This is a genomic window from Herbaspirillum sp. Sphag64 (assembly GCF_014192645.1).
Lineage (GTDB): Bacteria > Pseudomonadota > Gammaproteobacteria > Burkholderiales > Burkholderiaceae_D > Herbaspirillum.
Genome location: NZ_JACHYE010000001.1, coordinates 562,458 through 589,407 on the forward strand (window position 1 = coordinate 562,458; position 26,950 = coordinate 589,407).

The 26,950-nt window shown below is 53.4% G+C and carries 25 protein-coding genes and 1 tRNA gene; 4 read left to right on the forward strand and 22 right to left on the reverse strand.

Features of this window, described 5'->3' with window-relative positions:
• Positions 1-18 precede the first annotated feature (18 nt).
• From trpS to rpsP, 11 genes are all read right to left on the reverse strand, one after another.
• Positions 19-1,074 carry a tryptophan--tRNA ligase gene (gene trpS / locus FHW66_RS02465; RefSeq protein WP_183378111.1) on the reverse strand — a complete coding sequence of 352 codons (1,056 nt, stop codon included), beginning with the start codon at positions 1,072-1,074 and terminating at the stop codon, positions 19-21.
• A gap of 316 nt (positions 1,075-1,390) precedes the next feature.
• Positions 1,391-1,954 carry a glycine zipper family protein gene (locus tag FHW66_RS02470; RefSeq protein ID WP_255458778.1) on the reverse strand — a complete coding sequence of 188 codons (564 nt, stop codon included), beginning with the start codon at positions 1,952-1,954 and terminating at the stop codon, positions 1,391-1,393.
• Positions 1,955-2,011: 57 nt separating this feature from the next.
• A complete protein-coding gene (locus FHW66_RS02475; RefSeq protein ID WP_183378112.1) occupies positions 2,012-2,350 on the reverse strand; it encodes a hypothetical protein in 339 nt (112 codons plus the stop codon).
• Between the two features lie 319 nt (positions 2,351-2,669).
• On the reverse strand, positions 2,670-4,058 hold the full coding sequence (fumC, locus tag FHW66_RS02480; RefSeq protein ID WP_183378113.1) for a class II fumarate hydratase: 1,389 nt from the start codon (positions 4,056-4,058) through the stop codon (positions 2,670-2,672).
• 142 nt (positions 4,059-4,200) lie between these two features.
• Complete coding sequence (locus FHW66_RS02485; protein ID WP_183378114.1) at positions 4,201-4,545, reverse strand: DUF3579 domain-containing protein; 345 nt, start codon at positions 4,543-4,545, stop codon at positions 4,201-4,203.
• A 141-nt stretch (positions 4,546-4,686) separates the two neighbouring features.
• Positions 4,687-5,643, reverse strand: coding sequence for a CobD/CbiB family protein (locus FHW66_RS02490; protein WP_183378115.1), 957 nt, complete (start codon positions 5,641-5,643; stop codon positions 4,687-4,689).
• A 160-nt stretch (positions 5,644-5,803) separates the two neighbouring features.
• Positions 5,804-6,469, reverse strand: coding sequence for a CoA pyrophosphatase (locus FHW66_RS02495; protein ID WP_183378116.1), 666 nt, complete (start codon positions 6,467-6,469; stop codon positions 5,804-5,806).
• 93 nt (positions 6,470-6,562) lie between these two features.
• Positions 6,563-6,946 (reverse strand): 50S ribosomal protein L19, encoded by a 384-nt coding sequence (gene rplS, locus FHW66_RS02500; protein ID WP_183378117.1) that lies wholly within the window; start codon positions 6,944-6,946, stop codon positions 6,563-6,565.
• A gap of 135 nt (positions 6,947-7,081) precedes the next feature.
• Positions 7,082-7,828 (reverse strand): tRNA (guanosine(37)-N1)-methyltransferase TrmD, encoded by a 747-nt coding sequence (gene trmD / locus FHW66_RS02505; RefSeq protein WP_183378118.1) that lies wholly within the window; start codon positions 7,826-7,828, stop codon positions 7,082-7,084.
• A gap of 35 nt (positions 7,829-7,863) precedes the next feature.
• Positions 7,864-8,451 (reverse strand): ribosome maturation factor RimM, encoded by a 588-nt coding sequence (rimM, locus tag FHW66_RS02510; RefSeq protein WP_183378119.1) that lies wholly within the window; start codon positions 8,449-8,451, stop codon positions 7,864-7,866.
• Between the two features lie 51 nt (positions 8,452-8,502).
• Positions 8,503-8,763 (reverse strand): 30S ribosomal protein S16, encoded by a 261-nt coding sequence (gene rpsP, locus FHW66_RS02515; RefSeq protein ID WP_183378120.1) that lies wholly within the window; start codon positions 8,761-8,763, stop codon positions 8,503-8,505.
• A 266-nt stretch (positions 8,764-9,029) separates the two neighbouring features.
• Between rpsP and FHW66_RS02520 the strand changes: the two genes are divergently transcribed.
• On the forward strand, positions 9,030-9,446 hold the full coding sequence (locus tag FHW66_RS02520; RefSeq protein WP_183378121.1) for an NINE protein: 417 nt from the start codon (positions 9,030-9,032) through the stop codon (positions 9,444-9,446).
• Between the two features lie 77 nt (positions 9,447-9,523).
• On the opposite strand, the gene FHW66_RS02525 is transcribed toward FHW66_RS02520, so the two are convergent.
• The 10 genes from FHW66_RS02525 to FHW66_RS02570 all read right to left on the reverse strand — a co-directional run bounded on the left by FHW66_RS02525 (position 9,524) and on the right by FHW66_RS02570 (position 22,769).
• Entirely contained in the window at positions 9,524-11,326 is a 1,803-nt protein-coding gene (locus tag FHW66_RS02525; protein ID WP_183378122.1) for an acyl-CoA dehydrogenase, read from the reverse strand.
• A gap of 151 nt (positions 11,327-11,477) precedes the next feature.
• Positions 11,478-12,407, reverse strand: coding sequence for an electron transfer flavoprotein subunit alpha/FixB family protein (locus FHW66_RS02530; RefSeq protein ID WP_183378123.1), 930 nt, complete (start codon positions 12,405-12,407; stop codon positions 11,478-11,480).
• A gap of 31 nt (positions 12,408-12,438) precedes the next feature.
• A complete protein-coding gene (locus FHW66_RS02535; protein WP_183378124.1) occupies positions 12,439-13,194 on the reverse strand; it encodes an electron transfer flavoprotein subunit beta/FixA family protein in 756 nt (251 codons plus the stop codon).
• Positions 13,195-13,458: 264 nt separating this feature from the next.
• Positions 13,459-14,217: a sugar phosphate isomerase/epimerase gene (locus FHW66_RS02540; RefSeq protein ID WP_255458779.1), complete on the reverse strand. Its 759-nt coding sequence runs from the start codon at positions 14,215-14,217 to the stop codon at positions 13,459-13,461.
• Between the two features lie 433 nt (positions 14,218-14,650).
• The gene (locus FHW66_RS02545) at positions 14,651-14,887 is read right to left on the reverse strand and encodes a formate dehydrogenase subunit delta (RefSeq protein WP_183378125.1); all 237 of its coding nucleotides are present in this window, start codon (positions 14,885-14,887) and stop codon (positions 14,651-14,653) included.
• 52 nt (positions 14,888-14,939) lie between these two features.
• The gene (gene fdhD / locus FHW66_RS02550) at positions 14,940-15,779 is read right to left on the reverse strand and encodes a formate dehydrogenase accessory sulfurtransferase FdhD (RefSeq protein WP_183378126.1); all 840 of its coding nucleotides are present in this window, start codon (positions 15,777-15,779) and stop codon (positions 14,940-14,942) included.
• Positions 15,780-15,851: 72 nt separating this feature from the next.
• On the reverse strand, positions 15,852-18,731 hold the full coding sequence (gene fdhF, locus FHW66_RS02555; protein ID WP_183378127.1) for a formate dehydrogenase subunit alpha: 2,880 nt from the start codon (positions 18,729-18,731) through the stop codon (positions 15,852-15,854).
• Between the two features lie 37 nt (positions 18,732-18,768).
• Positions 18,769-20,331 carry an NADH-quinone oxidoreductase subunit NuoF gene (locus tag FHW66_RS02560; RefSeq protein WP_183378128.1) on the reverse strand — a complete coding sequence of 521 codons (1,563 nt, stop codon included), beginning with the start codon at positions 20,329-20,331 and terminating at the stop codon, positions 18,769-18,771.
• A complete protein-coding gene (locus FHW66_RS02565; protein ID WP_183378129.1) occupies positions 20,328-20,807 on the reverse strand; it encodes a formate dehydrogenase subunit gamma in 480 nt (159 codons plus the stop codon). Before FHW66_RS02565 ends, FHW66_RS02560 begins: the two co-directional genes overlap by 4 nt.
• 318 nt (positions 20,808-21,125) lie before the next feature.
• Positions 21,126-22,769, reverse strand: coding sequence for an OFA family MFS transporter (locus FHW66_RS02570; RefSeq protein ID WP_183378130.1), 1,644 nt, complete (start codon positions 22,767-22,769; stop codon positions 21,126-21,128).
• A gap of 191 nt (positions 22,770-22,960) precedes the next feature.
• On the opposite strand from FHW66_RS02570, the gene FHW66_RS02575 reads away from it, so the two are divergent.
• Both FHW66_RS02575 and FHW66_RS02580 read left to right on the forward strand, forming a co-directional pair.
• Positions 22,961-24,028 carry a substrate-binding domain-containing protein gene (locus FHW66_RS02575; RefSeq protein ID WP_183378642.1) on the forward strand — a complete coding sequence of 356 codons (1,068 nt, stop codon included), beginning with the start codon at positions 22,961-22,963 and terminating at the stop codon, positions 24,026-24,028.
• Positions 24,029-24,260: 232 nt separating this feature from the next.
• Positions 24,261-24,656 carry a surface-adhesin E family protein gene (locus tag FHW66_RS02580; RefSeq protein WP_183378131.1) on the forward strand — a complete coding sequence of 132 codons (396 nt, stop codon included), beginning with the start codon at positions 24,261-24,263 and terminating at the stop codon, positions 24,654-24,656.
• A gap of 16 nt (positions 24,657-24,672) precedes the next feature.
• Here FHW66_RS02580 and FHW66_RS02585 read toward each other — a convergent pair whose 3' ends face one another.
• Positions 24,673-26,523 carry an amino acid permease gene (locus tag FHW66_RS02585; RefSeq protein ID WP_255458780.1) on the reverse strand — a complete coding sequence of 617 codons (1,851 nt, stop codon included), beginning with the start codon at positions 26,521-26,523 and terminating at the stop codon, positions 24,673-24,675.
• A gap of 259 nt (positions 26,524-26,782) precedes the next feature.
• On the opposite strand from FHW66_RS02585, the gene FHW66_RS02590 reads away from it, so the two are divergent.
• Positions 26,783-26,869, forward strand: a tRNA-Leu gene (locus FHW66_RS02590).
• Positions 26,870-26,950 lie beyond the last annotated feature (81 nt).

Below are 26,950 nucleotides of genomic sequence, written 5' to 3' on the forward strand. Positions count from 1 at the left end.
TGGGCGCCGCGTGGATCGTTAAAAGTAGTTCAGGCCAAGTGCTGCACGTACTTCCGACAGCGTCTGCGCAGCGGCCTCACGGGCGCGCTCAGTTCCCCGGCGCAAAATCGACATGACCTCTCCGCGCTCGTTCTGCCACGCGTGACGACGCGCACGAATTGGCTCCAGTAGTGCTTGCAGATGGCCATCCAGACGGCGCTTCAATACACTGTCTCCCAGCCCACCGCGGCGGTAATGTTGCTTTAGCTCTTCCAGTGCCAAGCGGTCAGGTTCAAATGCATCCAGAAATGCGAACACCACATTCCCCTCGACCTGCCCCGGGTCATCGACGCGCAAGTGTTGCGGATCGGTATACATGCGCTGCACTGCCTGCTTGATCTCTTCCGGCGTAGCACCAAGTGCAATGGCATTACCCAATGATTTGCTCATTTTGGCCTTGCCATCAATGCCCGGCAAACGACCGGTTTCGGACAACACTTCCTTGCATTCCACCAGGATTTCCCGACCTACAACGTGATTGAATTTGCGCACCAGCTCGTTGGTTTGTTCAATCATGGGCAATTGATCATTTCCTACCGGCACCAGCGTCGCTTTGAAGGCACTGATATCGGCAGCCTGGCTCACGGGATAGGTCAGAAATCCGGCAGGAATATCACGCTCAAAACCACGCAGACGAATCTCTTCCTTGATCGTGGGATTACGCTCCAGCCTTGAGACCGTCACCAGATTGAGTAAATGCATCGATAATTCATACAGTTCGTGAACCTGGGACTGAATGAAAATGGTCGACTTCTCAGGATCAATCCCGACCGCCAGATAGTCGAGCGCAACCTCAACTACGTTTTCTGTGACTTTTTGATGTCGGCCAACGTTATCGGTCATCGCTTGGGTATCCGCCAGCAGCAGAAATTGATGTGCCTGCTCCTGCAATTGCACGCGTGACTGGAGCGAGCCAATATAGTGCCCGAGATGGAGCGGACCGGTTGGTCGATCACCGGTCAGTACGATAGGTCTTGAGGCTGACTTAGTTGTAGCAGGAGAATCGTTGGGAACAACAGGGATAGTCTGTGACATGAACACTCCGATGAATTCGGAATGCCGCCAGTCATGTTCAACGCCAGTAAATACCAGGCCACCAGGACTGGCGGCATCGGGTTAACAAAAAGCTGAGGGAATCGCTGTGTTATCGGCCGCCTGGATCAGGCACGCCAATACCTGCATTGCTGAGAATGCAGGTCAACAGAGGTGAAAATGAGGATTTGGTGCATTTCCCGAGTATATCATTCAAAATTTTACCAGCTCCAAACCACCATTCACCGAGATACAAAAAACCGCATTGCCAGACGAGCCAATGCGGTCATTGCATTACACCGGGACTTCAAAATGAAGTTCAATAAGCACCGGGTGGTGGTGGCGATGGCGGTGCAGAGTAATACCCAGGCGCTGGTGCGTAGTAGCCTGGAGGCGGTGCATCATAGTAATAGCGCCGTGGGTGATAGACATAGGTCGTAACCTGCGCAGGCTGCTGCACCTGCTCGCCCTTGGCATACATGCATTGGGTGTAGGTCATGTCATAGCGCTGCTGCATCGTCATATTGCCACTTGCCGCGGCATTGCTGCCAGCGGCGCTACCAACCAGAAGTCCTGCTCCACCGCCAATGGCAGCGCCAGCACCAGCGCGACCGGTCGCAGCGCCGATCAAAGCACCGGCAACTGCACCAACGGCTGTACCAACCGCAGCGTTGTTGACAGTATTGTTTTGTGTCGCCTGCGCAGCACCGCCAATCGATTCCTGCGCATATTGCTGGCATTGCGCCTGATCAGCACGGAATTGATCATATGATTTTCCGGTACCTGGCATTGCCATAACCGAAGGTCCCGTCGGCACGCTGACACAACCGCCAAGGGCGAGCGATGCAACGAGTACCGCTACTGTCGCGTTTGTCTTGTTCATTACGTTCACCATTTATCCTTTACTCGAATCTATTTTCTCTCGCATGTCGTCACGACGTTACTGCGGTGGAGGCTGGCCGCTACCCGGACTGTTCGGCACAACCTTCATCCAATTGCTTGGGCAGCTCTGTGCATAGGGGTAGTACGCCTTTGATTCTTTGCAGTAATACCAGTAATTATTGGACTCCGCGTTTTGCTGCACGTACACCGGAGGTGCACTTTCAACGTAAACCGGCGGTGGATTGTAATAAACCGGCGGCGGATAATAAGCTGGTGGCCCGTAATACCCGGGGCCCCACAATGGCACACCAACGAACACACCAACACGCGCCGCATTGGCGCTACTCGCCAGCAGGCAGCCGACCGCCAGCATTGCCAGTATTGATAGCTTTCTCATTTTCGCCTCTACCATTTGAAAACGACATCAGTTAATTGGCACCACCATTGCCAAATCAACAATATTCGAACAGAACATCAAATACATTCTGTTTAGTGATTTAAATATACGCAATAGACTGTTGAATTGACGTACTTGTTTCAATTCGTAACCCAATTTAATAACGCCGTACATGGCGCTACAACTGGGACATCATGAAGTTTTGATGCGATCCCCAACGCGGTGAGGATGCCTCGATATTTGCGTGCAGGAAACTGCCAACAGCATATTTAAAAGCAACCCGTCCCCTCTCCACGGGTTGCTTTATTTTATCGTTCTATTATTTTGGTGCAGTCATTTCGTGCGGCTTGATCCAATCAGCAAACTGTTGCTCAGTGACATAACCCAGGACTAAAGCTGCCTGTTTGAGCGTTGTGCCATCGTGATGCGCCTGCTTGGCGATCTTGGCCGCCTTGTCGTAGCCGATATGCGGCGCTAACGCCGTTACCAGCATCAATGAACGCTCCATCAGTTCGGCAATACGGTCCTGACGTGCAGCAATCCCCTGTGCGCAGTGGTCATCAAAGCTATCCATACCATCTGCCAGCAAACGCACACTCTGCAGGAAATTATGGATCAATAACGGCTTGAATACATTGAGTTCAAAATTACCGGATGCACCACCAATATTAATCGCAACATCATTACCGAACACTTGCGCGCACAACATGGTCAGCGCCTCGCACTGTGTAGGATTAACCTTGCCCGGCATGATGGAGCTACCAGGTTCGTTTTCCGGAATGGAAATTTCACCGAGTCCTGAGCGCGGGCCAGATGCCAGCCATCGCACATCATTGGCAATCTTCATCAATGCTGCTGCAAGGGTCTTGAGTGCTCCGTGCGCAAAGAGAAGCGCCTCATGGCCGGCCAGTGCAGCAAATTTATTCTGTGCAGTCTTGAACGGGAAACCATAATGTTTTTCCAGCGCCGCAGCTACACGCTCACCGAATTCTGGGTGCGCGTTCAGACCGGTACCCACCGCGGTGCCGCCAGCTGCCAGCTCGCTCAGTGCTCCGAGCGTTGAAATGATGGCCATCTCGGCATGCATCAATTGTGCTACATACCCGGAGAACTCCTGCCCCAATGTCAACGGTGTTGCATCTTGCAGGTGGGTACGACCAATTTTGACGATATCCTTGAATTCTTCTGCCTTGGCTTCCAGTGTTGCGCGCAACTTGTGTAAGCGTGGAATCAGGTGTGCCGCAATCGCCATGCATGCCGCAACATGCATCGCCGTCGGGAAGATATCATTGGAGGATTGCCCCTGATTGACATCGTCATTGGGATGCACCTTGCGCTCTTCCCCGCGCACACCGCCCAGTAATTCCGAAGCGCGATTAGCCAGCACTTCGTTCATGTTCATGTTGCTTTGGGTGCCCGAACCGGTTTGCCAGACAGAGAGCGGGAACTCCAGAGGATGCTTGCCCGCAATGACTTCATCTGCGGCCGCGATAATCGCCGTAGCTTTATTGTCGTCAAGCTTTCCCAGGTCACGGTTGACACTGGCACAAGCCCGTTTGACTGCCGCCAGCGCAACAATCAGCTCGGCCGGCATGCGTTCGGTGGAAATATGAAAATGCTCAAGTGAGCGCTGTGTTTGTGCGCCCCATAAGCGCTCACCAGGGACTTCAATCAAACCGAAGGTATCCCGCTCCATGCGATGTGTCATGTTGCTATTCTCCACAAGTCATTGGCCATCATGGCCGAAGCATCTCGTAAAGCTCTGGCAACAGAGAGGCTTGAGCGATAGGAGACAACCAGAAAGTATTGGGGCTGCCATCCCTGCTCAGGAAAGGCAGCCCTAATACTTTCTATTGTGGCCGTGCAGCCGGATCTGGCAACAAACAGGCGTCGATGACTTGCAAGTTATTGTCTTTGGCGAAATTCAACACAAAGTGATAGGCCAAAGGGTCAAGTCCGCGCAGAGCTTCGTTGACCACAACGGAGCGGACACCGTTAATCAGGATCGGAAGTACATAGGGAGAATACTGCAAGTGGGCGTTACGTCCGCCGGTACCCTCGGGACGGAAACAGGACATGACACCGCAGAGTCGCTCAGCCCAGTCACTTGGGCGGAACTGCTTCCCATCCTGGGTCAGACCCATGATGATGAATTCCTTGGATGGCGCGTTGGTGGGTTTGATGGGATCAGCCATGCGTGCAATTCGTTTTCTAGCGCTTGCCACATAAATGACTCCCTACCTGTTGGGTAGAGAGCCTACTTAACCTCAGTATTATATCTTATAGAAGACTTAAGACCTATTTATATCTGGTCTGCACACCATGCGTCTTGAAACTCAGCCCAGCCAGACCGCCACCGACAGCAACAACAACAAGAACATCCACAACAACAAGGCACGCCAGACCAGGCCAACTGCGCTTTGCAACGTCCGCGGCGTTGGTTGCTCACCAGGGAAAACATCGACCGACTCCATTGTGGAATCAACTGTGGCAGCATCGGAAGGCAAAATACCGGCTGCCGTTTCTGCCGGAGTACCAAAACGCACTCCCATTGCCCCACCACCGGCCGACAAAATAATCCCAACTGCCTCGTCGACCCAGCGATTGGCAAAATTACGCCAGGCATAGATGGCATCTTCGAAATTGCCAACCACGGCAAATGCTGAGGCAGTGAATCGCGCCGGTATCCAGTCTATCCAGTAAAACGCCTGCTGGGCAAACCGCCCAAAGACTTCCTGGCGCATATGATCCGGTTCATTCCAGGCACGCGCTAGATATTCGGCAACCCGATACATCACGGCACAGGCTGGACCAACCGGCATCAAGAACCAGAAAAATACACCGAAGACGTGGCGATGCGTAGTGACGAGTGCCTTTTCGGAGGCAATACGGGAAATTTCGCTGACATCCATATCGGAAGTATCTTGCTTGATCCATTCCGCCAGAAGCGCCCTGGCGGTAATCTCATCACCGCTGTTGAGTGCAAGCTGAATCGAGGTGAAGTAGTGACTGTAATGGCGAAAACCCAGCGTCAGATACACAATCAGGATGTTCCATGCCAGCGCTGCCAGCGGACTTATACGCAGGCAAACCCAATAAATCAAGGCTGTTGGAATGGTCAGCGCCAGCACGGTCGCGATCCAGCCCAGACGGCCATGTTGCGGATGACCTGCATTGAACCAGGTTTCAACCCGGGCTGCGAAGGCCTTGATCCCACTGTAGATGGGATTGTCCGCCCGCAGCGGCTTCATTTGTTCGATCAGGAGCGCAAAGAGTATGGAGAGAAATGTCATTAAGCGGCCTTTTTAATCACCGTGCACATGCCATCCTCTGCAGCGCGCACGACATTTTTTACAATCAAACAAATGATACAACGGCATCAACATTTGCTGATATTTTATGTTGTCGTCAGGCGATATTACCGATTTGCAAGCAAGCATCGGTTGACGATATTCAAGTCCGAAGAAAATGAAAAAGATTGCGCAACATGCCCGCAGTAGCGCCCCAAATGAAATAGCGGTCATAAGGCATCGTATAAAAGGTCCGTTGACCGACACCTCCGGGCAATTCAACGGTACGTCGCTGATGATGCTGACCATCCATCAAGAAATTCAGCGGCACCTCAAAAATCTCGGCCACCTCCCCAGGGTCAGGCACGACTTGAAAAGGTGGCGTGACGAGACCAGCAACCGGTGTGACGCGATATCCCGTACCCGTCAGATACTGCGGCAATGATCCGATCACCTCTACATGATGGCGCGCCAATCCGATTTCTTCCTCGGTCTCACGCAAGGCGGTATCGACCGGCGAAAGGTCATGTAACTCCATGCGACCGCCAGGAAAACTGATCTGCCCCGGGTGATCTCTCAGATCAGTATTGCGCTTGGTCAGCAAAAGTGTTGGACCAGATTCGTGCAGAACAATGGGAATCAGCACGGCAGCAGGACGCAAAGCGCTATCAGTTTGTCGAAGCAGTTGTTCCTGATTGATTTCGGGCATCCATGACGGGGGCGCAGCAAAGCGCGCACGCAACCAATCCGGCTGCAGACGCTCTGGCGCAAGACGCGCCTCGCCGGCAATCGAGTCTATCGGAAGTTCCTGTGGATCAAACGCAGCCAAAACAACACCTTGGAAAGTAAAAACGAAAAAGGGACGTCAGCAGACGTCCCTTTCACATGCACTTGCGTGCCTGCATCTAGCGCAGCAAGAAGATTACGCTTCAGCCTTGGCAGTGCCACGACGGTTAGGCAGCTTCTCCTTGATACGTGCCGACTTACCGGAACGTTCACGCAGATAATACAGCTTGGCACGACGAACATCACCGCGACGCTTGACTTCGATCGAAGCGATCAATGGCGAGTACAACTGGAATGTACGCTCAACGCCTTCGCCAGAAGAAATCTTGCGGACGATGAAGTTGGAGTTCAAACCACGATTGCGACGGGAAATCACGACGCCTTCGTAAGCCTGAGCACGCTTACGCGTACCCTCAACTACATTGACGCTGACGATGACGGTATCGCCTGGCGCAAAGTCAGGGATGTTCTTCGCCAGACGGGCGATTTCTTCTTGCTCTAATTGTTGGATCAGATCCATTTTTTACTCCAGAAACCATCTTGCCGGCGCTCCTTGAAAACAATACGAAACCGCACTGTCAACATCTATGCCCGGTAGAGGATGGGGATTTATCAACAGGCCTCGCCTTCATGGCTCAGCCTGCACTCACTACGACTACAAACTACTTAAAAACTGCTCATCGGCACGTGACAACAGCTTGTCCTGACGCGCTCTGAGAATCAGATCAGGGCGCTTCTTCGCCGTTGCCTCAAGGGCACGCTGGCGCCGCCATTTTTCGATCTCGGCGTGGTGACCACCCAGCAACACCGGCGGTACTACCGCACCTTCATATTCTTCAGGTCGGGTGTAATGCGGGCAATCAAGCAAACCGTTGACGAAACTATCTTCAACCGCCGACGCACCGTCATTGAGCACACCAGGCAGTTGCCGAATCACGGCATCCATCAAGGCCATAGCAGGTAATTCCCCACCCGAGAGCACAAAATCACCGAGACTGATCTCTTCGTCTACCTGACTATCAAGCAAACGCTGGTCAATCGCCTCGTAACGACCGCATAACAACACCACACCCGGCTCTTGCACAAATTGCATGACACGACGATGGCTCAAAGCCTTGCCCTGCGGCGAAAGGTAAACCACTTTCGGCACAGGGAAACCCAGATCAACCTGACGCTGACGTGCGGCATCAAGGCCAAGGTGAAGCGGCTTGGCCAACATCACCATACCGGGCCCACCGCCATAAGGGCGATCATCGACTGTGCGGTGATTGTCAGTCGTGAAATCACGCGGATTCCACAAGGACAAACCCCATTTCTTTTGCTCAAACGCACGTCGCGTTACGCCTGACTGCGTTAAAGCAGAAAACATTTCAGGAAAGAGCGTGATGACATCAAATTGCATACAACACCTCTTACCCTCTTGGATGGCTAGAAGACTTAATAGTCTAGCCCCCAGTCAACCAGAATCTTTTTCTCGGTTAGGGCAACCGTTTTGACAAACTGATCAACAAAAGGAATCAACGTTTCAGCAACAGTTTTGCTGCCGGCGGCGGACTGCGACGCATCTGCACCGGTATCTGAAACGACATCTCGCACAACCCTAAGAATCGGATGCGCGCCGTTGTCCATCAAATCAGCAACCACGCCCAGAGACTCGCCCTGTATATTTTCAACCGCCAGGCCGATCAGATCGACCCAGTAAAATTCACCGTCTGACAAAGCAGGAAAGTGGCTGCGCGATATCTGCACCACAGCACCTTTCAGTGCTTCTGCAGCATCACGACCAGCCACTCCCATCAACCTAGCGACCACATCACCGCTGTGGTCCTTGGCCTGCATCATCTCGACGTCGCGCAATTCCGGCTTATCCAGCCACCAGGTTTTTGCACCCAGCAATGCATCTGCATCTGCCGAATAAGGTTTGACCCGCACCCAACCCTGAATACCATAGGCACCAGAAATATAACCGACCGTGACCAGATCCGAAGGAACTGAAACACCAGCCGCAGATTGTGTAGATTGCATCAAACCTGACTAACTAATTCACTTGCAGCACGAAACGATACGATCTTGCAATTAGGCAGCTGGAGCTGCTTTTTTGCCAGATTCGCTGACCAGACGTGCAACTGTTGGCGACAGTTGTGCGCCAACTCCTTGCCAGTGCGCCAGACGGTCCTGAGCGATACGGAACGATTCTTCCTTGCCGGAAGCGACTGGGTTGTAAAAACCCAGACGTTCGATAAAGCGACCATCGCGACGATTGCGCGAATCAGTTGCAACGATGTTGAAAAATGGGCGCTTCTTGGCGCCTCCACGAGCTAAACGAATAACGACCATAATGGTTCCAAAAAGTGTTCGAACACGGAAAAGCTGGCGATTATAGCGCAAAAACACGCCAAAACGCAAGCACGATAAGGGTTGCGCCAGCTTCGGCGATCATACCTTGCATGATGACACCATACTGCTGCCCGCTTATCCTCGACATACCATGCCTAGCCGGAACTTGCGGCCTATGTAGTAAATCGGCGCAACGCAGTTTTTTTACAACATCAGTCGAGTTGAATGCTAAATTGCCTACACTCTTGCAACCAATAAAGTGCCCAATGACAACTTCGCACCGCAACAAGACGCTAGCCACCCTTCTCGCTGCCGTCCTTGGAGGGATCGGCCTGCATCGCTTCTATCTATATGGAAAAAACGACTGGCTAGCCTGGCTGCGTGCTGCGAGCCTCCCAGTCTCAGGATTAGCGATCTTAATACTAAGCAATGCGCAACCACTGTTCGCAGGGCTATTATTTGTTCTGTCGATCTTGGTTGGCTTCGCAGAAGCGCTCAAAATTGGCCTGACTCCGGATGAACAATGGGATGCCAAACACAATCCAAGCTCTGAAAAAAAATCAGAGTCGCACTGGATACTGGCACTGATCCTGGTATTGACAGTGGCCATCGGTGCCACCGCCATCATCGCATTCATGGCGCGTAGCTTCGACCTGCTCTATACAGGCGGCGCCTACGGTTGAACCCGAGGCGCAATAGATTTCACACTTACAACATTAACAGGGCGAGTTGCACACTCGCCCTGCAAAACCGACCAAGATCAGAATTGATCTTCCGTCAACGCCAGCACGCCAGCACTTCCCTCAACAATAGCTGCCTGCAGTGAAACTGCCTGTGTCAGGATGTGGTCAGCGTAAAACCGCGCGGTGACAATTTTCGCCTTGTAGAATGATGCATCACCATCGCCTGCTTGCAACTTACCGGCAGCCACCAACGCTGCGCGCGCCATTTGCCAGCCACCCAGCACCACGCCAGAGAGTTTCAGATAAGGTACGCTACCAGCGAAAACACCTTTGATGTCAGCCTTGAAGTTGGCAACAACATAAGCGACCACAGCCTCAAACGAGGAAGCCGCATCTGCCAGGCGCTTGCGAATGACCTCCAGATCCTGAGCGTAGGAACCTGAATCGATTGCAGCGAGCTGGGCTTCCGTCGCACGCATCTGCTCGATCAGGTCACGCGCAACAGCACCTCCATCACGTACCGTCTTGCGACCAACCAGGTCATTGGCCTGAATTGCCGTGGTGCCTTCATAAATCGGCAAAATACGCGCATCACGGTAGTACTGCGCGGCACCTGTTTCCTCGATGAAGCCCATACCACCATGGACCTGAACACCGGTTGAGGTGACATCCACCGAGACTTCGGTCGACCAGCCTTTGACGATGGGGACCAGGAATTCATAGCAAGCCTGATTCGCCTTGCGGGTTGCCTCATCAGCGTGGTGATGACCAGCATCGGAAGCCGCTGCAGCAACATAGGCCAAGGCACGGGCAGCCTCAACCTGGGCACGCATCGACATCAACATGCGACGCACATCGGGCTGATGAATGATAGTGACAGCACCGGCCGAACCAGCCAGATCGCGCGACTGGAGGCGGTCCTTGGCATACGCCACTGCTTTTTGGTAAGCACGCTCAGCAACAGCGATACCCTGCATGCCAACAGCAAAGCGCGCAGCGTTCATCATGATGAACATATATTCGAGGCCGCGGTTTTCCTCCCCGACCAGCATACCGGTGGCGCCGCCATGGTCTCCAAACTGCAACACGGCTGTCGGGCTCGCCTTGATACCCAGTTTGTGCTCGATCGACACGCAATGAACATCATTGCGCGCCCCCAACGATCCATCAGCATTCACCAGGAACTTGGGCACAATAAACAGGGAGATACCCTTGACTCCCTCAGGAGCATCAGGCGTACGAGCCAAGACCAGATGGACAATATTCTCGGCCATATCATGCTCACCAAAGGTGATGAAAATCTTGGTTCCGGAAATCTTGTAGGTACCATCACCCTGCGGCACCGCCCGTGTTCGTACCAGCGCCAGATCAGAGCCGGCCTGTGGCTCGGTCAGATTCATTGTGCCAGTCCATTTGCCGGAGATGAAATTCTCCAGATAGGTCTTTTTTTGCTCATCACTACCTGCGGTCATCAAGGCTTCGATGGTGCCGTCCGTCAGCAACGGGCACAACGCAAACGAGAGATTGGCAGAATTGAGCATTTCGATACAGGGAGTTGCCACCAACTTGGGCAAGCCCTGGCCACCGAATTCGACTGGATGTTGCACGCCTTGCCAGCCAGCGTCGGCAAACTGCCTGAACGCCTCCTTAAAGCCTTTACTGGTCGTGACTTTGCCGTCGTGCCAAAAACTGGGCTCCTTGTCCGCAGAGTGATTCAGTGGCGCAATCACTTCACCACAAAACTTGGCGTTTTCTTCCAGAATTGCCTCGACCGTTTCCGGCGTCGCATCCTCGCAGTTTGGCAATGCATTGACTGCCGACAAACCAGCCAGTTCGTTCATGACGAACAACATGTCTTTCAATGGTGCAACGTAGCTCATCTCAACTCCTGATCCTCAAAACGAAATTTTTTTGCGCCGTCCAGCACGCAGATATCGTGCAGTCTTTCGCTGCACTATGCCAAATCATTCAGCATTGATATTCGAAACAATTCGGCCCTGTCAGAAGACAGGGCCGTTGCTGAGAGAGTGATCAACCCAACTGCTTAACCAATTCCGGCACAATCTCAAACAAGTCACCGACGATGCCGTAATCGGCCACCGAGAAAATCGGTGCTTCTTCATCCTTGTTGATGGCGACGATGACCTTCGAATCCTTCATCCCCGCCAGATGCTGAATCGCACCCGAAATACCGATAGCGATATACAGTTGTGGCGCAACGATCTTGCCGGTCTGACCGACCTGCCAATCATTGGGAACATAGCCGGCATCAACCGCAGCACGGGAAGCACCCATTGCAGCGTTGAGCTTGTCGGCCAGCGGCTCCAGAATCTTGAAGCTGTCAGCCGAACCCATGCCACGACCACCAGAAACGATGATCTTCGCTGCGGTCAGTTCAGGACGATCCGATTTGGCCACTTCACGCGCCACAAAACGTGATTTGCCGGAATCTGCTACCGCAGGAATCGCCTCGACTGGCGCACTACCACCGCCAGCGGCGGCATCGAATCCGGTTGTACGTACCGTGATCACCTTGACGCTGTCGGTCGACTGTACGGTCGCAATCGCATTGCCGGCATAGATGGGACGCTCAAATGTGTCCGCGCTATCCACCTTGGTGATTTCGGAGATTTGCGCAACATCCAGCTTCGCCGCAACGCGCGGCAGAATATTCTTGCCGTAGGCCGTTGCAGGTGCCAGCACATGGCTGTAATCCTTGGCGATAGCCAATGCCTGCTCGGCGACGTTTTCTGCCAGACCATCGGCAAATTGTGGCGCATCCGCCAACAGGACCTTGGTCACGCCTGCGATCTGCGCAGCAGCATCTGCCGCTGCTTTCGCGTTGTGGCCTGCGATGAGGATATGAACGTCACCGCCAGCTTGCGCTGCGGCGGTAACGGTATTGAGAGTGCTGCCCTTGAGGCTCAGATTGTCGTGTTCTGCAATGACGAGTGCTGTCATGATCTTTTCCTTGATGTCGCTACGATGGCGCTTAGATGACTTTGGCTTCGGTCTTCAGCTTGGCAACCAGGGTTGCCACGTCGGGCACCTTGACGCCAGCGCTACGCTTGGCTGGCTCAGCCACCTTCAGTGTTTTCACGCGCGGAGTGACATCAACACCGATATCTTCAGGCTTGATGATATCGAGCGTCTTTTTCTTGGCCTTCATGATGTTGGGCAACGTCACATAGCGTGGCTCATTGAGACGCAAGTCGGTGGTCACAATGGCAGGCAAAGTCAACGATAGTGTTTCCAGACCTCCATCGACTTCGCGGGTGACGCTGACCTGACCATCTTCCACCACAACTTTCGAGGCAAAGGTGGCTTGCGGCCAACCCAGCAGCGCTGCCAGCATCTGACCGGTCTGATTGCTGTCATCATCGATGGCCTGCTTGCCGAGAATGATCAGCTGTGGCTGCTCCTTATCGGCCAGCGCCTTCAACAGCTTGGCCACAGCCAGTGGCTGCAGGTCCAGTTCCGCAGGTGTTTCCACCAGAATGCCGCGATCTGCACCAATGGCCATCGCAGTGCGCAGGGTTTCCTGGCATTGTGTGACACCGCAGGAAACGGCGATGACTTCAGTCACCTTACCAGCCTCTTTCAGGCGGGTTGCTTCTTCCACTGCAATTTCATCGAACGGGTTCATCGACATCTTGACGTTAGCGATGTCAACACCGCTGCCATCGGATTTGACGCGTACTTTGACGTTGTAATCCACTACCCGCTTCACGGGAACTAATACTTTCATCGCCTGGTCCTTGGAAAAATCGAATTGACGTATACGTAAACTGAGTCGTGATTATAAAAGCAAATCAGACCGACCACTGAAATTTAGCACGATCGTTCTTTTTAATGACTGAAGCATACACACTAAATCGCCACAGCGAAAGACCCTTGAGGGGATTTTTGAGCGATTTTTCAGCATTGCAAATAAGCAATGACGAGAATGCAGCCTTAACCTCGGAAGGCTCGCAATTTTATAGGCTAAGCAGAGCCCGGCAAGTTATGCCGACTATGCCGACTTCAGGATGCCAACGTAATGGCGAGTCAACGCTTCGAGGTCGTGCCCTGCCAGTGGAAACGCAATTGCGCGCTGCACACCTCGCGGAAAATACGCCAACAATCGCTGCCATGACGAATCATCCTCATCAACAGCAACCGTCTCCAATGTCTCCCCATTTTTCTTCACGGATGAGCAGTGCACATACATCACATGCCTGGCCAGAATACGTGCAGCCAACTCTGGATCCACACCACGCCAATGCCAGTCACCCATGTTAAAACTCATCCCCACTGCGACACCAGTTCCGGAGCAGACTGCCAGAAAATTGGCGATGGCATCAAGCTTGCCACCGTGGCTGCTACGGTCATTCTCAATTAACAATGGCACTGGTGCCTGCGCGACAAAGCGGGAACATTCCAGCATATCGCTGAGCGGAGAAAAATCACCCAGAGATAGCTTGACGTAGCGACACCCAAGTTGCTGCGCCTCCAGCATGAGCTCATCAAGCTGGTCACGCGCAACAGAACCATTCGGCTGAAACAGAACAAGTGGCGCAGCATAAACCGAAAACAAACGATGTTCATCGAGCAAGCTGCGCAATTGAACCAAATCCGGCGACGGCGGAAGCAGTTGCCGATCAATCTCAACACCGGAAGCTCCTGCAGCGGCGATGATGGAGATCAGATGATCATGTCCCACTTCGCGCACAAACTCTGCACCATAGGAGGAAGAAGTAACGACAATCGGCGCTGTCAGCGACGCTTTCATTGCACTGCAAAAAGCAAGAAGGGGGAAACGCAACCGGGATCGGCCAGGTCAATGGATGTGAACAAGCAGGTCAAGACAAACATCTTCTCTCCTCCCGTCAATTCGCGACGTCACAGCAAGCAGTTGGCAAGCCTTCCGGGAGCGAGCAATAAACGAATCAAGGAGCACCTTTATCAGGTCGCTATACACGGCTGTGATCTGCTGTTGTCCCACTCCAATGCATTCGGCTTTGCGAATGCATTTTTATTATTTATTCGTTATTGATTTTAATCTGCTGTTGCCAGACTCAGGGCATAAGATAAAAGCCGCATGCCATTCTCAAAAGTACGACAACCCTTACCTCTTTCCCGGCAACAGATTGCAAGATAACAGTACGTAAAAAATTTGGCAAAAAAACTGTTGAAAACTCTAAAAAACAACAAAATACAAAATCTCACGCGTCGCAAACCTGCAACTCTACGCCATGCGTTCTGACGGCCTCAAGCACGATCTCACTGAGTTGTGCACCGCCATCTTGTTCAACGTATTGAAGCAATGCACGCCGCATGCGCGGCTCCCAGAAACGTTTGATATGCATAGCCAGATCCTTGGTCGCTTCCTGGCGATCCGGCATGGTCGAAAAGAAGGCGCCGATTTGGTTCGCCATCTTGATCAAATGCGCTATGTTCATGATCTTTCCTTTGCAGCTCTGACTACGTTAACTTTTCCCAAGCGCAACCATCTCACTCCAACCGTTGTGCCCCTGCATAAACAACGTGCCCCTGGCGCCGTACAAAGCCGACCAGCGTGACGCCCGTCTCTTGCGCCAGCCGGATGGCAAGTGCAGTCGGCGCCGAAATAGCAGCAATGAAGCCGATCCCGACGGTCGCAGCCTTTTGCACCATTTCATAACTGGCGCGACTGGTGATGATGGCAGCACCTGCGCCGAGATCATGCTTTGCTTGGGTTAGTGCACCGATCAACTTGTCGAGTGCGTTGTGACGACCAACATCTTCCCGCACCATGATGAGGGTACCATCGGCGGCAAGCCATGCCGCAGCATGTGTGGCTCCGGTTGCCTGCTGCAATTGCTGCTGCGCCTGCATCGCGTCGAGCGCTGCATGCAGAGTACTTGCTGAAAACCGCAAGTTTTCACTACCAACTGGAGGTGGATGTCGCACCGCCTGCGCAAGTGTTTCTGCGCCGCACAAGCCGCATCCGGTGCGACCAGTCAAATTACGACGCTGCTCCTTGAGCGCAACAAAACGCTCGGTCGCGATGCGCATCTGCACCTGAATTCCCTCTGCGCCAGGAACGATCTCGCATTCGTAAAGCTCGCTCGGATCACGCAAAATGCCCTCGGTGAGCGAAAAACCAAGTGCAAAATCTTCCAGATCGGCAGGTGTTGCCATCATGACGGCATGAGAAATCCCGTTGTACTCAAGAGCAATCGGCACCTCTTCCGCAACGACATCCTGTCGTGGCTCACATAGGCCATCACGCCACTTCTCGACCGCTACAGCGGTCGAGGTAGGAAAGTCAGCCGCCTCTGCGCTGATCGGAGCCATTGTGCATGCACTCATTGATTCACCTTCAAAATACTATTGCGAGTAGCGCACTGCACGACAAGGACCCAGATACGATCAACACCCGGATTACTTGGTGACCAGCACATCCGGCGCGACCGCATCGCCTTGCAGCAGATCCAGTTGCTGCTTGTGAAACCGTTGATATTCCTGCTGCCACTCTGATGGCTGCGACACCGGCATCACCTGGACCGCTGTTACCTTGTACTCAGGGCAATTGGTCGCCCAATCCGAATTGTCGGTCGTAATCACATTGGCACCCGACTCCGGAAAGTGGAAGGTGGTGTACACCACGCCCGGCTGCACCCGCTCCGTGACAGTGGCCCGCAGCACTGTCTGTCCGGCACGTGATTCAATGCCAACCCAGTCATCTTGCCGAATGCCTCGATCTTCGGCGTCATGGGGATGGATCTCCAGCCGGTCTTCACTGTGCCATTGCGAGTTTTCAGTACGCCTTGTCTGCGCACCCACATTATATTGCGACAGAATGCGACCGGTCGTCAGGATCAGCGGATAGCGCTGGGTCACTTTTTCTTCAGAGGCAAAGTACTGGGTATTGATGAACTTGCCCTTGCCGCGTACGAAAGCACCAATATGCATGATCGGCGTTCCTTCCGGTGCCGCTTCGTTGCATGGCCACTGCAGGCTGCCCATACGCTCAAGCTTGTCGTAACTGACACCGTGAAAACTAGGCGTCAGTGCGGCAATTTCATCCATGATTTCAGATGGATGCTGATATGACATTGGATAGCCTAATGCTGCCGCCAATGCAACAGTGACTTCCCAGTCAGACTTACCTGACTTCGCAGGCATGACTTTACGCACACGAGAAATACGCCGCTCCGCATTGGTGAATGTGCCATCCTTTTCGAGGAAAGACGAACCCGGCAAAAATACGTGTGCATATTTCGCGGTCTCGTTGAGGAACAAGTCCTGCACCACAATACACTCCATCGATTCCAATGCCGCTGCCACATGCTGCGTGTTGGGATCAGACTGGACAATATCTTCACCTTCGCAATACAGGCCCTTGAAGCTGCCATCAAGCGCCGCTTCGAACATATTGGGAATACGCAAACCAGGCTCCGGATTCAGCGTGACACCCCAAGCCTGCTCAAACAGGGAGCGCGTAGTCGAATCAGAAATATGCCGGTAACCCGGCAGCTCATGCGGGAATGAGCCCATATCGCAGGAACCCTGCACGTTGTTCTGACCTCGCAACGGATTCACGCCAACACCCTCGCGCCCGACATTGCCAGTGGCCATCGCCAGGTTGGCAATACCCATCACCATGGTTGATCCCTGCGCATGTTCAGTCACGCCCAGACCGTAGTAAATGGCACCGTTGCCACCAGTGGCAAACAAGCGCGCAGCACCGCGAATCTCGGCTGCAGGAACGCCACTGATGGCTTCCATTGCTTCCGGCGAATTGTCTGGCCGTAATACAAATTCTTTCCACGCTGTATAAGACTGCACATCACAACGTTCGAGAATATAGTCTTCCTTTTGCAAGCCTTCTGACAATATCGCATGTGCCAGCGCCGTGATCACAGCAACGTTGGTGCCTGGGCGCAGCTTGAGATGAAAATCAGCCTCAATATGTGGTGACTTGACCATTTCGGTAGTACGCGGGTCGATCACGATCAACTTCGCACCTTGGCGCAGCCGACGTTTCATCTGCGACGCAAATACAGGATGCGCTGCAGCCGGATTGGCACCAATGATCATCACCACATCCGATTTCATGACGGAATCAAACGTCTGCGTACCAGCAGACTCACCCAAGGTTTGCTTCAGACCATAACCGGTCGGTGAATGACAGACGCGCGCGCAGGTGTCGACATTGTTGTTGCCGAAGGCAGCACGCACGAGCTTCTGGACCAGATAGGTTTCTTCATTGGTACAACGCGATGAGGTGATGCCGCCAATCGAATCCTTGCCATGCTTTTGCTGAATCCGGCGGAATTCGCTGGCGGCATAGGAGAGTGCTTCTTCCCATGACACTTCTCGCCAGGGATCGGTGATCTTGCTGCGGATCATCGGTGTGGTAATACGGTCTTTGTGGGTTGCATAGCCCCAGGCAAATCTTCCCTTGACGCAGGAATGCCCATGATTGGCCTGGCCATCCTTGGCAGGCACCATACGCACCACCTGATTACCTTTCATCTCGGCCTTGAACGAGCAGCCAACCCCACAGTAGGCGCAGGTTGTGGTCACGCTATGTTCAGCCTGCCCCAGCATGATCACAGTCTTCTCGGTCAGAGTCGCAGTCGGACAAGCCTGCACACAAGCGCCACAAGAGACGCACTCCGATTCCATAAAGCTTTCCATCTGACCAGCTGAGACGCGGGACTCGAAACCGCGGCCGTTGATCGTCAGTGCAAACGTACCTTGGGTTTCTTCACAAGCACGCACACAGCGATTACAGACAATGCATTTGGACGGATCATAGGTAAAGTAGGGATTAGATTCATCTTTCTTCATCGCCAGATGATTCTCGCCCTCATCACCATAGCGCACCTCACGCAAGCCAACCGTACCAGCCATATCCTGCAACTCGCAGTTGCCATTGGTAGGGCAAGTCAGACAATCCAGAGGATGGTCCGAGATGTAAAGCTCCATCACGCCACGCCGGATATCAGCCAGTTTCGGCGTTTGAGTCTGTACTTTCATACCGGATTCGCAAGGCGTGGTGCAAGAGGCCGGATAGCCTTTCATGCGACGCCCATCCTTGCCCTCAATCTCCACCAGACAGAGCCGGCACGAGCCAAATGGCTCCAGACTATCGGTTGCACACAGCTTGGGCACGTTGATCCCAGCCTCCACAGCAGCACGCATCACAGATGTACCTGCTGGCACGGTGACACTGACGCCATCTATTTCCAACGTAACTTGCTGCTCCGAGACACGTGCAGGCGTGCCGTAATCGATTCCATTGAGCTGATTCATGACAACAACTCCTAACTATGACAGGGAATGGCTAGCCTCAGGCAGCGTGTTGGGCAGGTGGGGCCACACCGAAATCTTCGGGGAAATGGTTCAAGGCAGACAGCACCGGATAAGGCGTCATGCCTCCCATGGCACACAGTGAACCATTGAGCATGGTGTCACACAGATCGCGCAGAAGATGCACTTGCTGCGGGCGGTTCTCGTTGGCGACGATGCGATCGATCACCTCCACACCGCGCGTTGACCCAATCCGGCAAGGGGTGCATTTGCCACAGGACTCAATCGCGCAAAACTGCATCGCGTAACGCGCTTGCTGTGCCATGTCGACCCCCTCATCAAACACAACCAGCCCACCGTGGCCTACCATGGCACCAATTGCGGCGAAGGCCTCATAGTCCAGTGGCGTATCAAACTGTTGCTGTGGCATATAGGCACCTAGCGGCCCGCCGACCTGCACTGCCCTGATTGGTCTGCCACTGGCACTGCCACCACCGAAATCCTCAAGAAGTTGACGCAGGGTCAGCCCGAACGCCTTCTCGACCAATCCGCCATAGCGAATATTGCCCGCCAGTTGAAACGGCAAGGTGCCGTGTGACCGGCCAACGCCATAGTTCTTGTAGAAAGTCGCACCACGTGCCATCACGATCGGGACCGTGGCCAATGTAATGACATTGTTGATGACGGTCGGTTTGTCGAACAATCCCTGTAATGCTGGCAGCGGTGGCTTTGCCCGCACCATGCCACGACGACCCTCGATACTTTCCAGCAAGGCGGTTTCTTCGCCGCAGATGTAGGCGCCGGCACCAACTCGCACCTCAAGCAGAAAAGCCTTGCCACTGCCAAGAATATTGTTCCCTAGATAGCCCGCTGCTGCTGCCACAGCAATTGCTTCGTTGAGTGCTGCAATGGCATAAGGATATTCTGAGCGAACATAGATATAACCCCTCGTTGCCCCAACCGCGATACCGGCAATGGTCATGCCTTCAATCAGAACAAATGGATCATCCTCCATCACCATGCGGTCAGAGAAGGTACCGGAGTCGCCTTCATCGGCATTGCAGACGATGTACTTCTGGCTGGACTGGGCACCAGCGACAGTCTTCCATTTGATACCTGTTGGAAAGGCTGCACCTCCCCGACCCCGCAACCCTGAATCGAGCACTTCCTGGATAATGCCGTCGCCGCTCATGCCCAGCGCACGCCTGAGACCTGCATACCCCTCATGCGCAACATAGTCCTCCAGCGATATCGGGTCAGTAATGCCGACACGCGCAAAGGTCAAGCGCTCTTGATTTTTCAGGTAGCCGATTTCCTCAGTCAGGCCACATCCAAGGGCATGCGAATGTCCTTGCAACATGCCAGCATCGAACAAGCCTGGCACATCGGACGGCGTTACCGGCCCATATGCCACGCGCCCTTGTGGCGTTACCACTTCGACCAGCGGTTCGAGCCAGAACATGCCGCGCGAACCATTGCGCACCAGATGCATATCAACGCCCCGTCGCTCGGCTTCCTGCATGATAGCTGCCGCAACAGCATCTGCTCCCAAAGCAATCGCTGCGGAGTCGCGCGGTACATAGACAGTCACGGGGAGACTCATGATGTACCTCGCTTTGCTTGCAGAAGCTGCTCGAATTTGCTCGTACTGACGCGAGCATGCAACTCACCGTCGAAGGTCAGGTTCGGACCACAGGCGCACAGCCCGAGGCAATACACCGGCTCCAGCGTGAATTGACCATCTTTCGTTGTTTCATGAAATTGGCAACCGAGCAAACTCTCGGCATGTTTTGCGAGCGCCTCGGAGCCGACTGACTGACAAGCCTCGGCCCGACATATCTGGACGACATGGCGCCCGGGTGGCTGCTGTCGAAAATGGTGATAAAAGGAAATAACGCCATGCACTTCCGCGCGTGAGACGTTGAGTGCATCGGCAATCATCGGCACGGCATCGGCGGGAACAAAACCGACTGCCTCTTGAATTCCGTGCAAAATCGGCAACATTGCGCCCTGCAAGCCACTGCGCTCGGCTATGACTTGTTGTACCGCGCCAATATCGAAAGGCTGCTGTCTGTTCATCGTCTGGTCTCCCGCTACACTACTGACTCAAGCCGGCGATGCTTTGTTTTTTTGCCGGCACTCAAACAGTCTTTGTAGTGCTCAGATCCTTGATGAATCAAACCGGACTTCAATGGCGCAGCAGGCACCACCTATTCCAGGTACAGACAAGAGAGATAAAACAGACTTCATGTTCTCCCTGCCTACAAATACTCATCGGGTCGGACCAGAACACTACTTATTCATCCCGGGGGGCCAAATAGGCGTACCACCCCGGCTTGCTACTTGTTTCTGCCATGCATCAGTACGATGAATGGCAGAACAAACCAACGCTGGGCATTACTTAAACAATACTGCGGCTTTTTCCAACGTCAATGTAATACCCCATACCAGTGGAATACCAACGGCCAGCCATGCGGCACCAATGACGATCGGACTGCCCCCGCGGCCAACCTGATCCATTTCTGCAGCAGTCAATGCAACACCCTTGTCCGAGGAAGATTTCTCATGGGCCAGTTGCTTCTCAACAGCCAATTCTTCTGGTGTCATGAAGTGCTTGGCAGCAATCGGACGAATCAGCAGGTTGCAGATCAAGCCCAGCACCAGCATGCCCGCCAGGATATACATAGTCGTGTTGTACACCGACTCTCGCGGCATCCCCAGCGACAGTTGATACTCACGCATGTAGTTGACCACCACAGGTCCGAGAATCCCGGCGGTTGACCAGGCAGTCAGCAGACGACCATGAATGGCACCGACCATCTGAGTCCCGAACAGATCGGCCAGATAAGCCGGTGCCGTTGCAAAGCCACCACCGTACATCGACAAGATGATGCATACACCGGCGACGAACAAGGCAATGGAACCCGACTTCGCAGACCATGGCAAGCTCACGTACAGCACGACACCGAGCACGAAGAAAATCGCATATGTCATCTTGCGGCCAAAGAAGTCGGAGCAGGAAGCCCAGACAAAGCGACCGCCAATGTTGAACAGACTGATCAACCCGGTGAAGCCTGCAGCGATTGCCGCAATGCCGGCTTTTTGCTCAGTTGACAGGTCATTGAAGCCAACATTCAATCCCAGCAGATGACCGCCAAACACTTCCTGCAACATCGGCGATGAAATACCGATGACGCCAATGCCTGCGGATACATTCAGGCACAACACTGCCCAGACCAGCCAGAATTGCGGAATACCCCAGATTTTCTTCACGTGAACGTGATTCTGCGTGATCATCGTATTGTTGGTAGTCACCGGTGGCGTCCAGCCCGCTGGTTTCCAACCGCTTGGTGGCACACGGTAACCCAGCGCACCTCCCATCATGAAAACAAAATAAATCACGGCCATCACAGCAAAGGTCTGCCACACCCCGACCGATGTCGGCGAAGCAAAATGCTTCATCAGCCCTACCGCCAACGGAGAGCCAACCAGCGCACCACCACCAAAGCCCATGATCGCAAGGCCAGTCGCCATCCCGCGACGGTCCGGGAACCATTTGATCAGGGTCGATACCGGCGAAATATAACCCAGACCGAGACCGACACCGCCGATCACCCCGGAGCCGATCCACATGATCCAGATCTGATGGTGATACACACCAAATGCGGAGATCAGCAAGCCACCGCACCAGCACAATGCAGCAACTACGCCAGCCTTGCGTGGACCGGCGCGTTCCAGCCAGCCGCCCCAGATCGCTGCGGAAACACCCAGCAACACAAAGAACATCGTGTACATCCAACCCAACATGGAAATCTTCCAGTCGCAGGATGTCGAAAATATCTGTTCAAAAAAACCCGTATCAGCGCTACAGGCAATTGGATCCTTGATCCCTAGCGCCTTGGATAAAGGTAGCCAGAATACTGAGAAGCCATAAGCCATCCCAATACAAAGGTGAATTGCCAGCGCAGCCGGCGGAACAAGCCAGCGATTGAAGCCTGGCTTGGCGATAGTGTGTTCTTTCTCTAGGAAATTGAAGGCCATTTATCCCTCCTTAGAATGGTGTCTCTTAGCAATGAAAGGCGTGTCGCAATAAATCAGCCTTTATGCAAAATATTACTTATATGAAGTAGTTATTTATGCAACAGATTGCCGATATTTTTATTTACTGCACGTACTGGTGCGAAGGTATCATTGATGTTACCGGCATTCAATATGATAAAAATTACATATATATGATTAAGGTTAGCATCAAACCACACTGGGAAATAGGTCATGGCGAGAATAAACCTCTCGACACGACGGACCTGCTGAGACTACTGGTCGCCATCCAAAGCAGTGGCTCAATTGCGAAGGCTGCCGAACAAATGCAACATTCTTACCGGCACGCCTGGGGCCTGCTGCGCGCCTCCGAACAAGCGTTCGGACACGCATTAATTGCCAGCGGACGTGGTCGTGGAACAACACTGACTCCTTTTGCCAGCAAACTATTGTGGGCCGACCGCATGGTGAGCGCACGTCTTTCACCAACTCTTGATAGTTTGGCATCAGAACTGGAAATCGAGCTGGGCAAGACTGTCGAGGGCAAGTCAAAGGCAGTTCGACTCAATGCCAGCCATGGGTTTGCCGTGGCTGCTTTATTGAATATGTTCAATCATGCCGGTTTGCCGGTCGAGGTGCGCTACCGACACAGTACCGATGCAGTCGCCGCCTTATCCCGCCAGGAATGCGACCTGGCCGGCTTTCACGTGCCACTCGGAGAATTCGAAAGGCCAGCGATGGCACGCTACGCTAAATGGCTAAACAAGAGCAGCGACTGCCTGATTCATCTCGCCGTGCGCAGCCAGGGGCTCTTCGTTGCACAGGGCAATCCCAAGGAGATACGCGAACTAAACGACCTGCAACGCAGTGATTTGCGCTTCGTCAATCGAGAAGCCGGCTCCGGAACAAGGATGCTGCTGGAGTTGATGCTGGCCGAGCGAAGCATCTCCCACAAGAAAATCCATGGTTTTGAAAACACCGAATTTACCCATTCGGCGGTCGCGGCATTTATCGCCAGCGGGATGGCCGATGTTGGTTTCGGTGTGCAAACAGCTGCCCAACGCTTTGGCCTGGATTTTATTCCTCTGGTCAGAGAAAGATATTTCTTCGCACTGCCCAGCGCGTCATTGTCAGATCCGTTGGTGCAGTCCGTGGTCGAGATAATGCAATCTCCGGCATTGCAAAACGCCGTGAACCAGTTAGCCGGATACGATGCCACCGATACCGGAAGAATTCTGAGCTTGCAGGAAGCATTCGGGTAAGCCTCTCGATGCAGCCGATACAGTGAAGATACAGACGGGACAGGTCGTGGTAGCATTTGGCGCTTAAAATACGCAGCACGACTATGAACCCCCGATTCGCCCGACTTTTCTTCATCACAACGGCTTACACGATGCTTTGGTCGGTAACGCTGCTGATCTTGCTGGAAGATGATGCAGCGATGCTGGCATTCATGTTTTCCTGAGCACAACTTTCTTGATCGAACGGAACATAATGAGATTTGTAGTACTGGCCTTGCTACTCGCATCGAACCAGGCATTTGCCGCGCAATGGTCCCTGATTGGCAACAACGATTTCGGCAGCTTTTACGTAGATAAGACCAGCGTTTCTACCAGTAGCGGAATTTTGCAGGCCAACGTTTTGCTCAACTGGGCTGAACCACAACCCCTGCAAGGCCATGACAGATACTATTCTTCTGAAGTCTCGGTTGCCTATCTGGATTGCGACGGCAAGCGCATCGGCTTCGGCAGTCGCACCATGTACCCCAAGAGCGATGCACAGGGCGGCGCACTGTTCTCACCTTATCTCGCCTTCAGAGATGTCAAGTTGCAAGACACTGTCCCTGGCTCAACCGGCGCCCAGATGATCAAGGCGATTTGCGGCAAGTAAGCGCAAGCGAACCCGCTCAGAGCTTCATCGGCAGGATCAACATCTGCAGACCATTGGTGTGTAAGCGACGCTGAATAGCCAGTGCTGCCTGATTATGCAGCAAGCGAATGAACCAGTTATCCTGATCAAAAATGAGCTTGCTGGCAAAGAAAATGGATTGCGGATAATCCTTGCTCACTTCCTGACAGAGCTTGCTCACCTCCTCCACCGCATCGCTACCAAAACCGAGATAAGCAGCCGAAGCAAGTTCATGGCTGCGACAGAACTCCACAAAAAATTGCAAGGTCGCATTCGCCTCGACGCGAATATGCGTCAAGGTATCAGCACCAGCATCCGCCACGATGGCAGCAGTGCGCGCATTGACGAAAATAAAATTCCTGAAATGTCCGGGAAACATTCTCTGCACCCAGAGCAGCGCATGCAGGCCACTGCCGCGTGAAGTCCCTACAATGAAGACCGCTGTCGGCGCCTCAGGCTGCACCGGAACGGACGATAGATTCATGCCGAAGGGTTGGCTTGCAAACACTTGATCCAGCGCGCGAATGGCGCGCTTTGTCTGGCGATAGTTTGCGCGAATATAAAAACATAGCAAGGACAGTACCAGGAGCAAAATGATCGCCATTCCCGTGCTATTGAAAGGCTTTATCAGTAACATTTGCGCCAGCACCAGTACCGATATCGCCAACGCTATCACCGAGAGGCTCAACTGCCAATGCCAGGAGTTTACAAGTCGTCGCCGTAACCACCAGTAACGGCACAATGCCGACAATGAGATGGTCATCGCCAGCAAGCCCCACAACGAATAAACAATCATCAAGGTGTCTAGTTCGCCACCAGCCCATGCCAAGGTGACCAATGCGACGAACGCCATCAGGAAAACACCGTTTTGCGACACCAAAGGCGTTGAGAGATAACGAAACTGATGCGGCACCCATGAATCAGCCGCCATGTGCGACAGCATGGCTCTACCACCGGCAAAGCCCAGATTGGCAACCAGCAGCAATAACAAGACCTGCAAGCCAAGAACCCAGATCAGCAACAACTGATGCAACCACGGCGGCGTCACACCAAGACTGTCGATGAGTACCGCAAAGATGGTAGCCACGATTGTCTGCCCTGCTGCTGGATGCACATCCCACAACAGATACAACAAGCACAACCCGGCCGCCATGACGGCGAGTATCAATACCACCACCAACAGCGACAGCTTACCGATTGCCAAACGCAATCTACGACGGTAATGCACACTGCCAGACAGCGCCTCCACAGCGGCATAACTAACGCCGCCCAGGGCATACGCAGGCACCAGCACACTAATCAAACCTGACCAGCCCAATTGGTCGATCAACGCAGCAACATGAACAGGTGCAGCAGAAATCAGGTCAGAAAAGGAATTCGCATGGGCCATAACACCATAAAAAATCAGAATCAGATGCGTGGCTGCAAATGCCAAAGAAAAGAGAGTCAGTGTCAGGGGTGACACACGTACACCGCGCAAATTGAAGGTCACCAGAACAGCAAGAAAGATCGCGCCCAGCCACAGCTTGTTGGGCTGCCAGTCCAACCGCAACAAGGAACTAAGCGTCTCCACTGCAGCCATGATGACAACATCGATCATCACGACGTAGTTAAGGAACAGAGCGGCACCCGCAATCAGAGCAGCACGCCCTCCCAGTAACTTGCCAGCAATCCGATAACCACTGCCACCGGCAGGAAACAATGCGGTGACCTGACCATAGGCAAGCGCAATGAGAAAAACTGTCCCTCCTGCAGCAAGCGCAAGGAAGAAACCGATCTGCACGCGCATCACTGAGTTCGAAAAAATCTGATCCGGTGCAATCGTCGCCGTCGACAGTGCCGCAGCCATCAAACTAAGGCATGCGGCCAGCGCCACGCGCGCAAGCGAGTGAGGGCCCTGAAAATGCGGCAGCCCAGATGATGATCCAGAAATTATTTCGCGGATTTTCGACATGCGGTGATGGTTCAGAAGATGGCCCGACTATTCAATTCGGTGCGGCTGAGGCGCCGATGATACCTGTTTGTGCTGCATCGCGGCAGCGGCAAAATTATTGAATCCAGGGGCTTGCTCTCGAATTCAAAATCATTCATAATCGCGGTCTTGCGTTGCCGGGATGGCGGAATAGGTAGACGCACGGGACTCAAAATCCCGCGGTGGTGACACCGTGCCGGTTCGATTCCGGCTCCCGGCACCAGATGAATGACTAGCAACACCAAAGCACTACCAAAACCCTTCGAGTCTCATAGAGCGGAGGGTTTTTTATTGCCTGCCCTCC

Coding starts and splice junctions, on each gene's coding strand:
- rpsP (WP_183378120.1), bottom strand. CDS start 8,763: ATGGTCGTTATTCGTTTAGCTCGTGGAGGCGCCAAGAAGCGCCCATTT.
- FHW66_RS02565 (WP_183378129.1), bottom strand. CDS start 20,807: ATGAACAGACAGCAGCCTTTCGATATTGGCGCGGTACAACAAGTCATA.
- fumC (WP_183378113.1), bottom strand. CDS start 4,058: ATGACACATCGCATGGAGCGGGATACCTTCGGTTTGATTGAAGTCCCT.
- rimM (WP_183378119.1), bottom strand. CDS start 8,451: ATGCAATCTACACAATCTGCGGCTGGTGTTTCAGTTCCTTCGGATCTG.
- FHW66_RS02580 (WP_183378131.1), top strand. CDS start 24,261: ATGAGATTTGTAGTACTGGCCTTGCTACTCGCATCGAACCAGGCATTT.
- rplS (WP_183378117.1), bottom strand. CDS start 6,946: ATGGATCTGATCCAACAATTAGAGCAAGAAGAAATCGCCCGTCTGGCG.
- FHW66_RS02485 (WP_183378114.1), bottom strand. CDS start 4,545: ATGGCTGATCCCATCAAACCCACCAACGCGCCATCCAAGGAATTCATC.
- trpS (WP_183378111.1), bottom strand. CDS start 1,074: ATGTCACAGACTATCCCTGTTGTTCCCAACGATTCTCCTGCTACAACT.
- FHW66_RS02585 (WP_255458780.1), bottom strand. CDS start 26,523: ATGGCTGCGGCACTGTCGACGGCGACGATTGCACCGGATCAGATTTTT.
- FHW66_RS02560 (WP_183378128.1), bottom strand. CDS start 20,331: ATGAGTCTCCCCGTGACTGTCTATGTACCGCGCGACTCCGCAGCGATT.
- FHW66_RS02570 (WP_183378130.1), bottom strand. CDS start 22,769: ATGGCCTTCAATTTCCTAGAGAAAGAACACACTATCGCCAAGCCAGGC.
- FHW66_RS02530 (WP_183378123.1), bottom strand. CDS start 12,407: ATGACAGCACTCGTCATTGCAGAACACGACAATCTGAGCCTCAAGGGC.
- fdhD (WP_183378126.1), bottom strand. CDS start 15,779: ATGAGTGCATGCACAATGGCTCCGATCAGCGCAGAGGCGGCTGACTTT.
- FHW66_RS02470 (WP_255458778.1), bottom strand. CDS start 1,954: ATGAACAAGACAAACGCGACAGTAGCGGTACTCGTTGCATCGCTCGCC.
- fdhF (WP_183378127.1), bottom strand. CDS start 18,731: ATGAATCAGCTCAATGGAATCGATTACGGCACGCCTGCACGTGTCTCG.
- trmD (WP_183378118.1), bottom strand. CDS start 7,828: ATGCAATTTGATGTCATCACGCTCTTTCCTGAAATGTTTTCTGCTTTA.
- FHW66_RS02575 (WP_183378642.1), top strand. CDS start 22,961: ATGATTAAGGTTAGCATCAAACCACACTGGGAAATAGGTCATGGCGAG.
- FHW66_RS02475 (WP_183378112.1), bottom strand. CDS start 2,350: ATGAGAAAGCTATCAATACTGGCAATGCTGGCGGTCGGCTGCCTGCTG.
- FHW66_RS02545 (WP_183378125.1), bottom strand. CDS start 14,887: ATGAACATAGCGCATTTGATCAAGATGGCGAACCAAATCGGCGCCTTC.
- FHW66_RS02540 (WP_255458779.1), bottom strand. CDS start 14,217: ATGAAAGCGTCGCTGACAGCGCCGATTGTCGTTACTTCTTCCTCCTAT.
- FHW66_RS02490 (WP_183378115.1), bottom strand. CDS start 5,643: ATGACATTTCTCTCCATACTCTTTGCGCTCCTGATCGAACAAATGAAG.
- FHW66_RS02535 (WP_183378124.1), bottom strand. CDS start 13,194: ATGAAAGTATTAGTTCCCGTGAAGCGGGTAGTGGATTACAACGTCAAA.
- FHW66_RS02525 (WP_183378122.1), bottom strand. CDS start 11,326: ATGAGCTACGTTGCACCATTGAAAGACATGTTGTTCGTCATGAACGAA.
- FHW66_RS02520 (WP_183378121.1), top strand. CDS start 9,030: ATGACAACTTCGCACCGCAACAAGACGCTAGCCACCCTTCTCGCTGCC.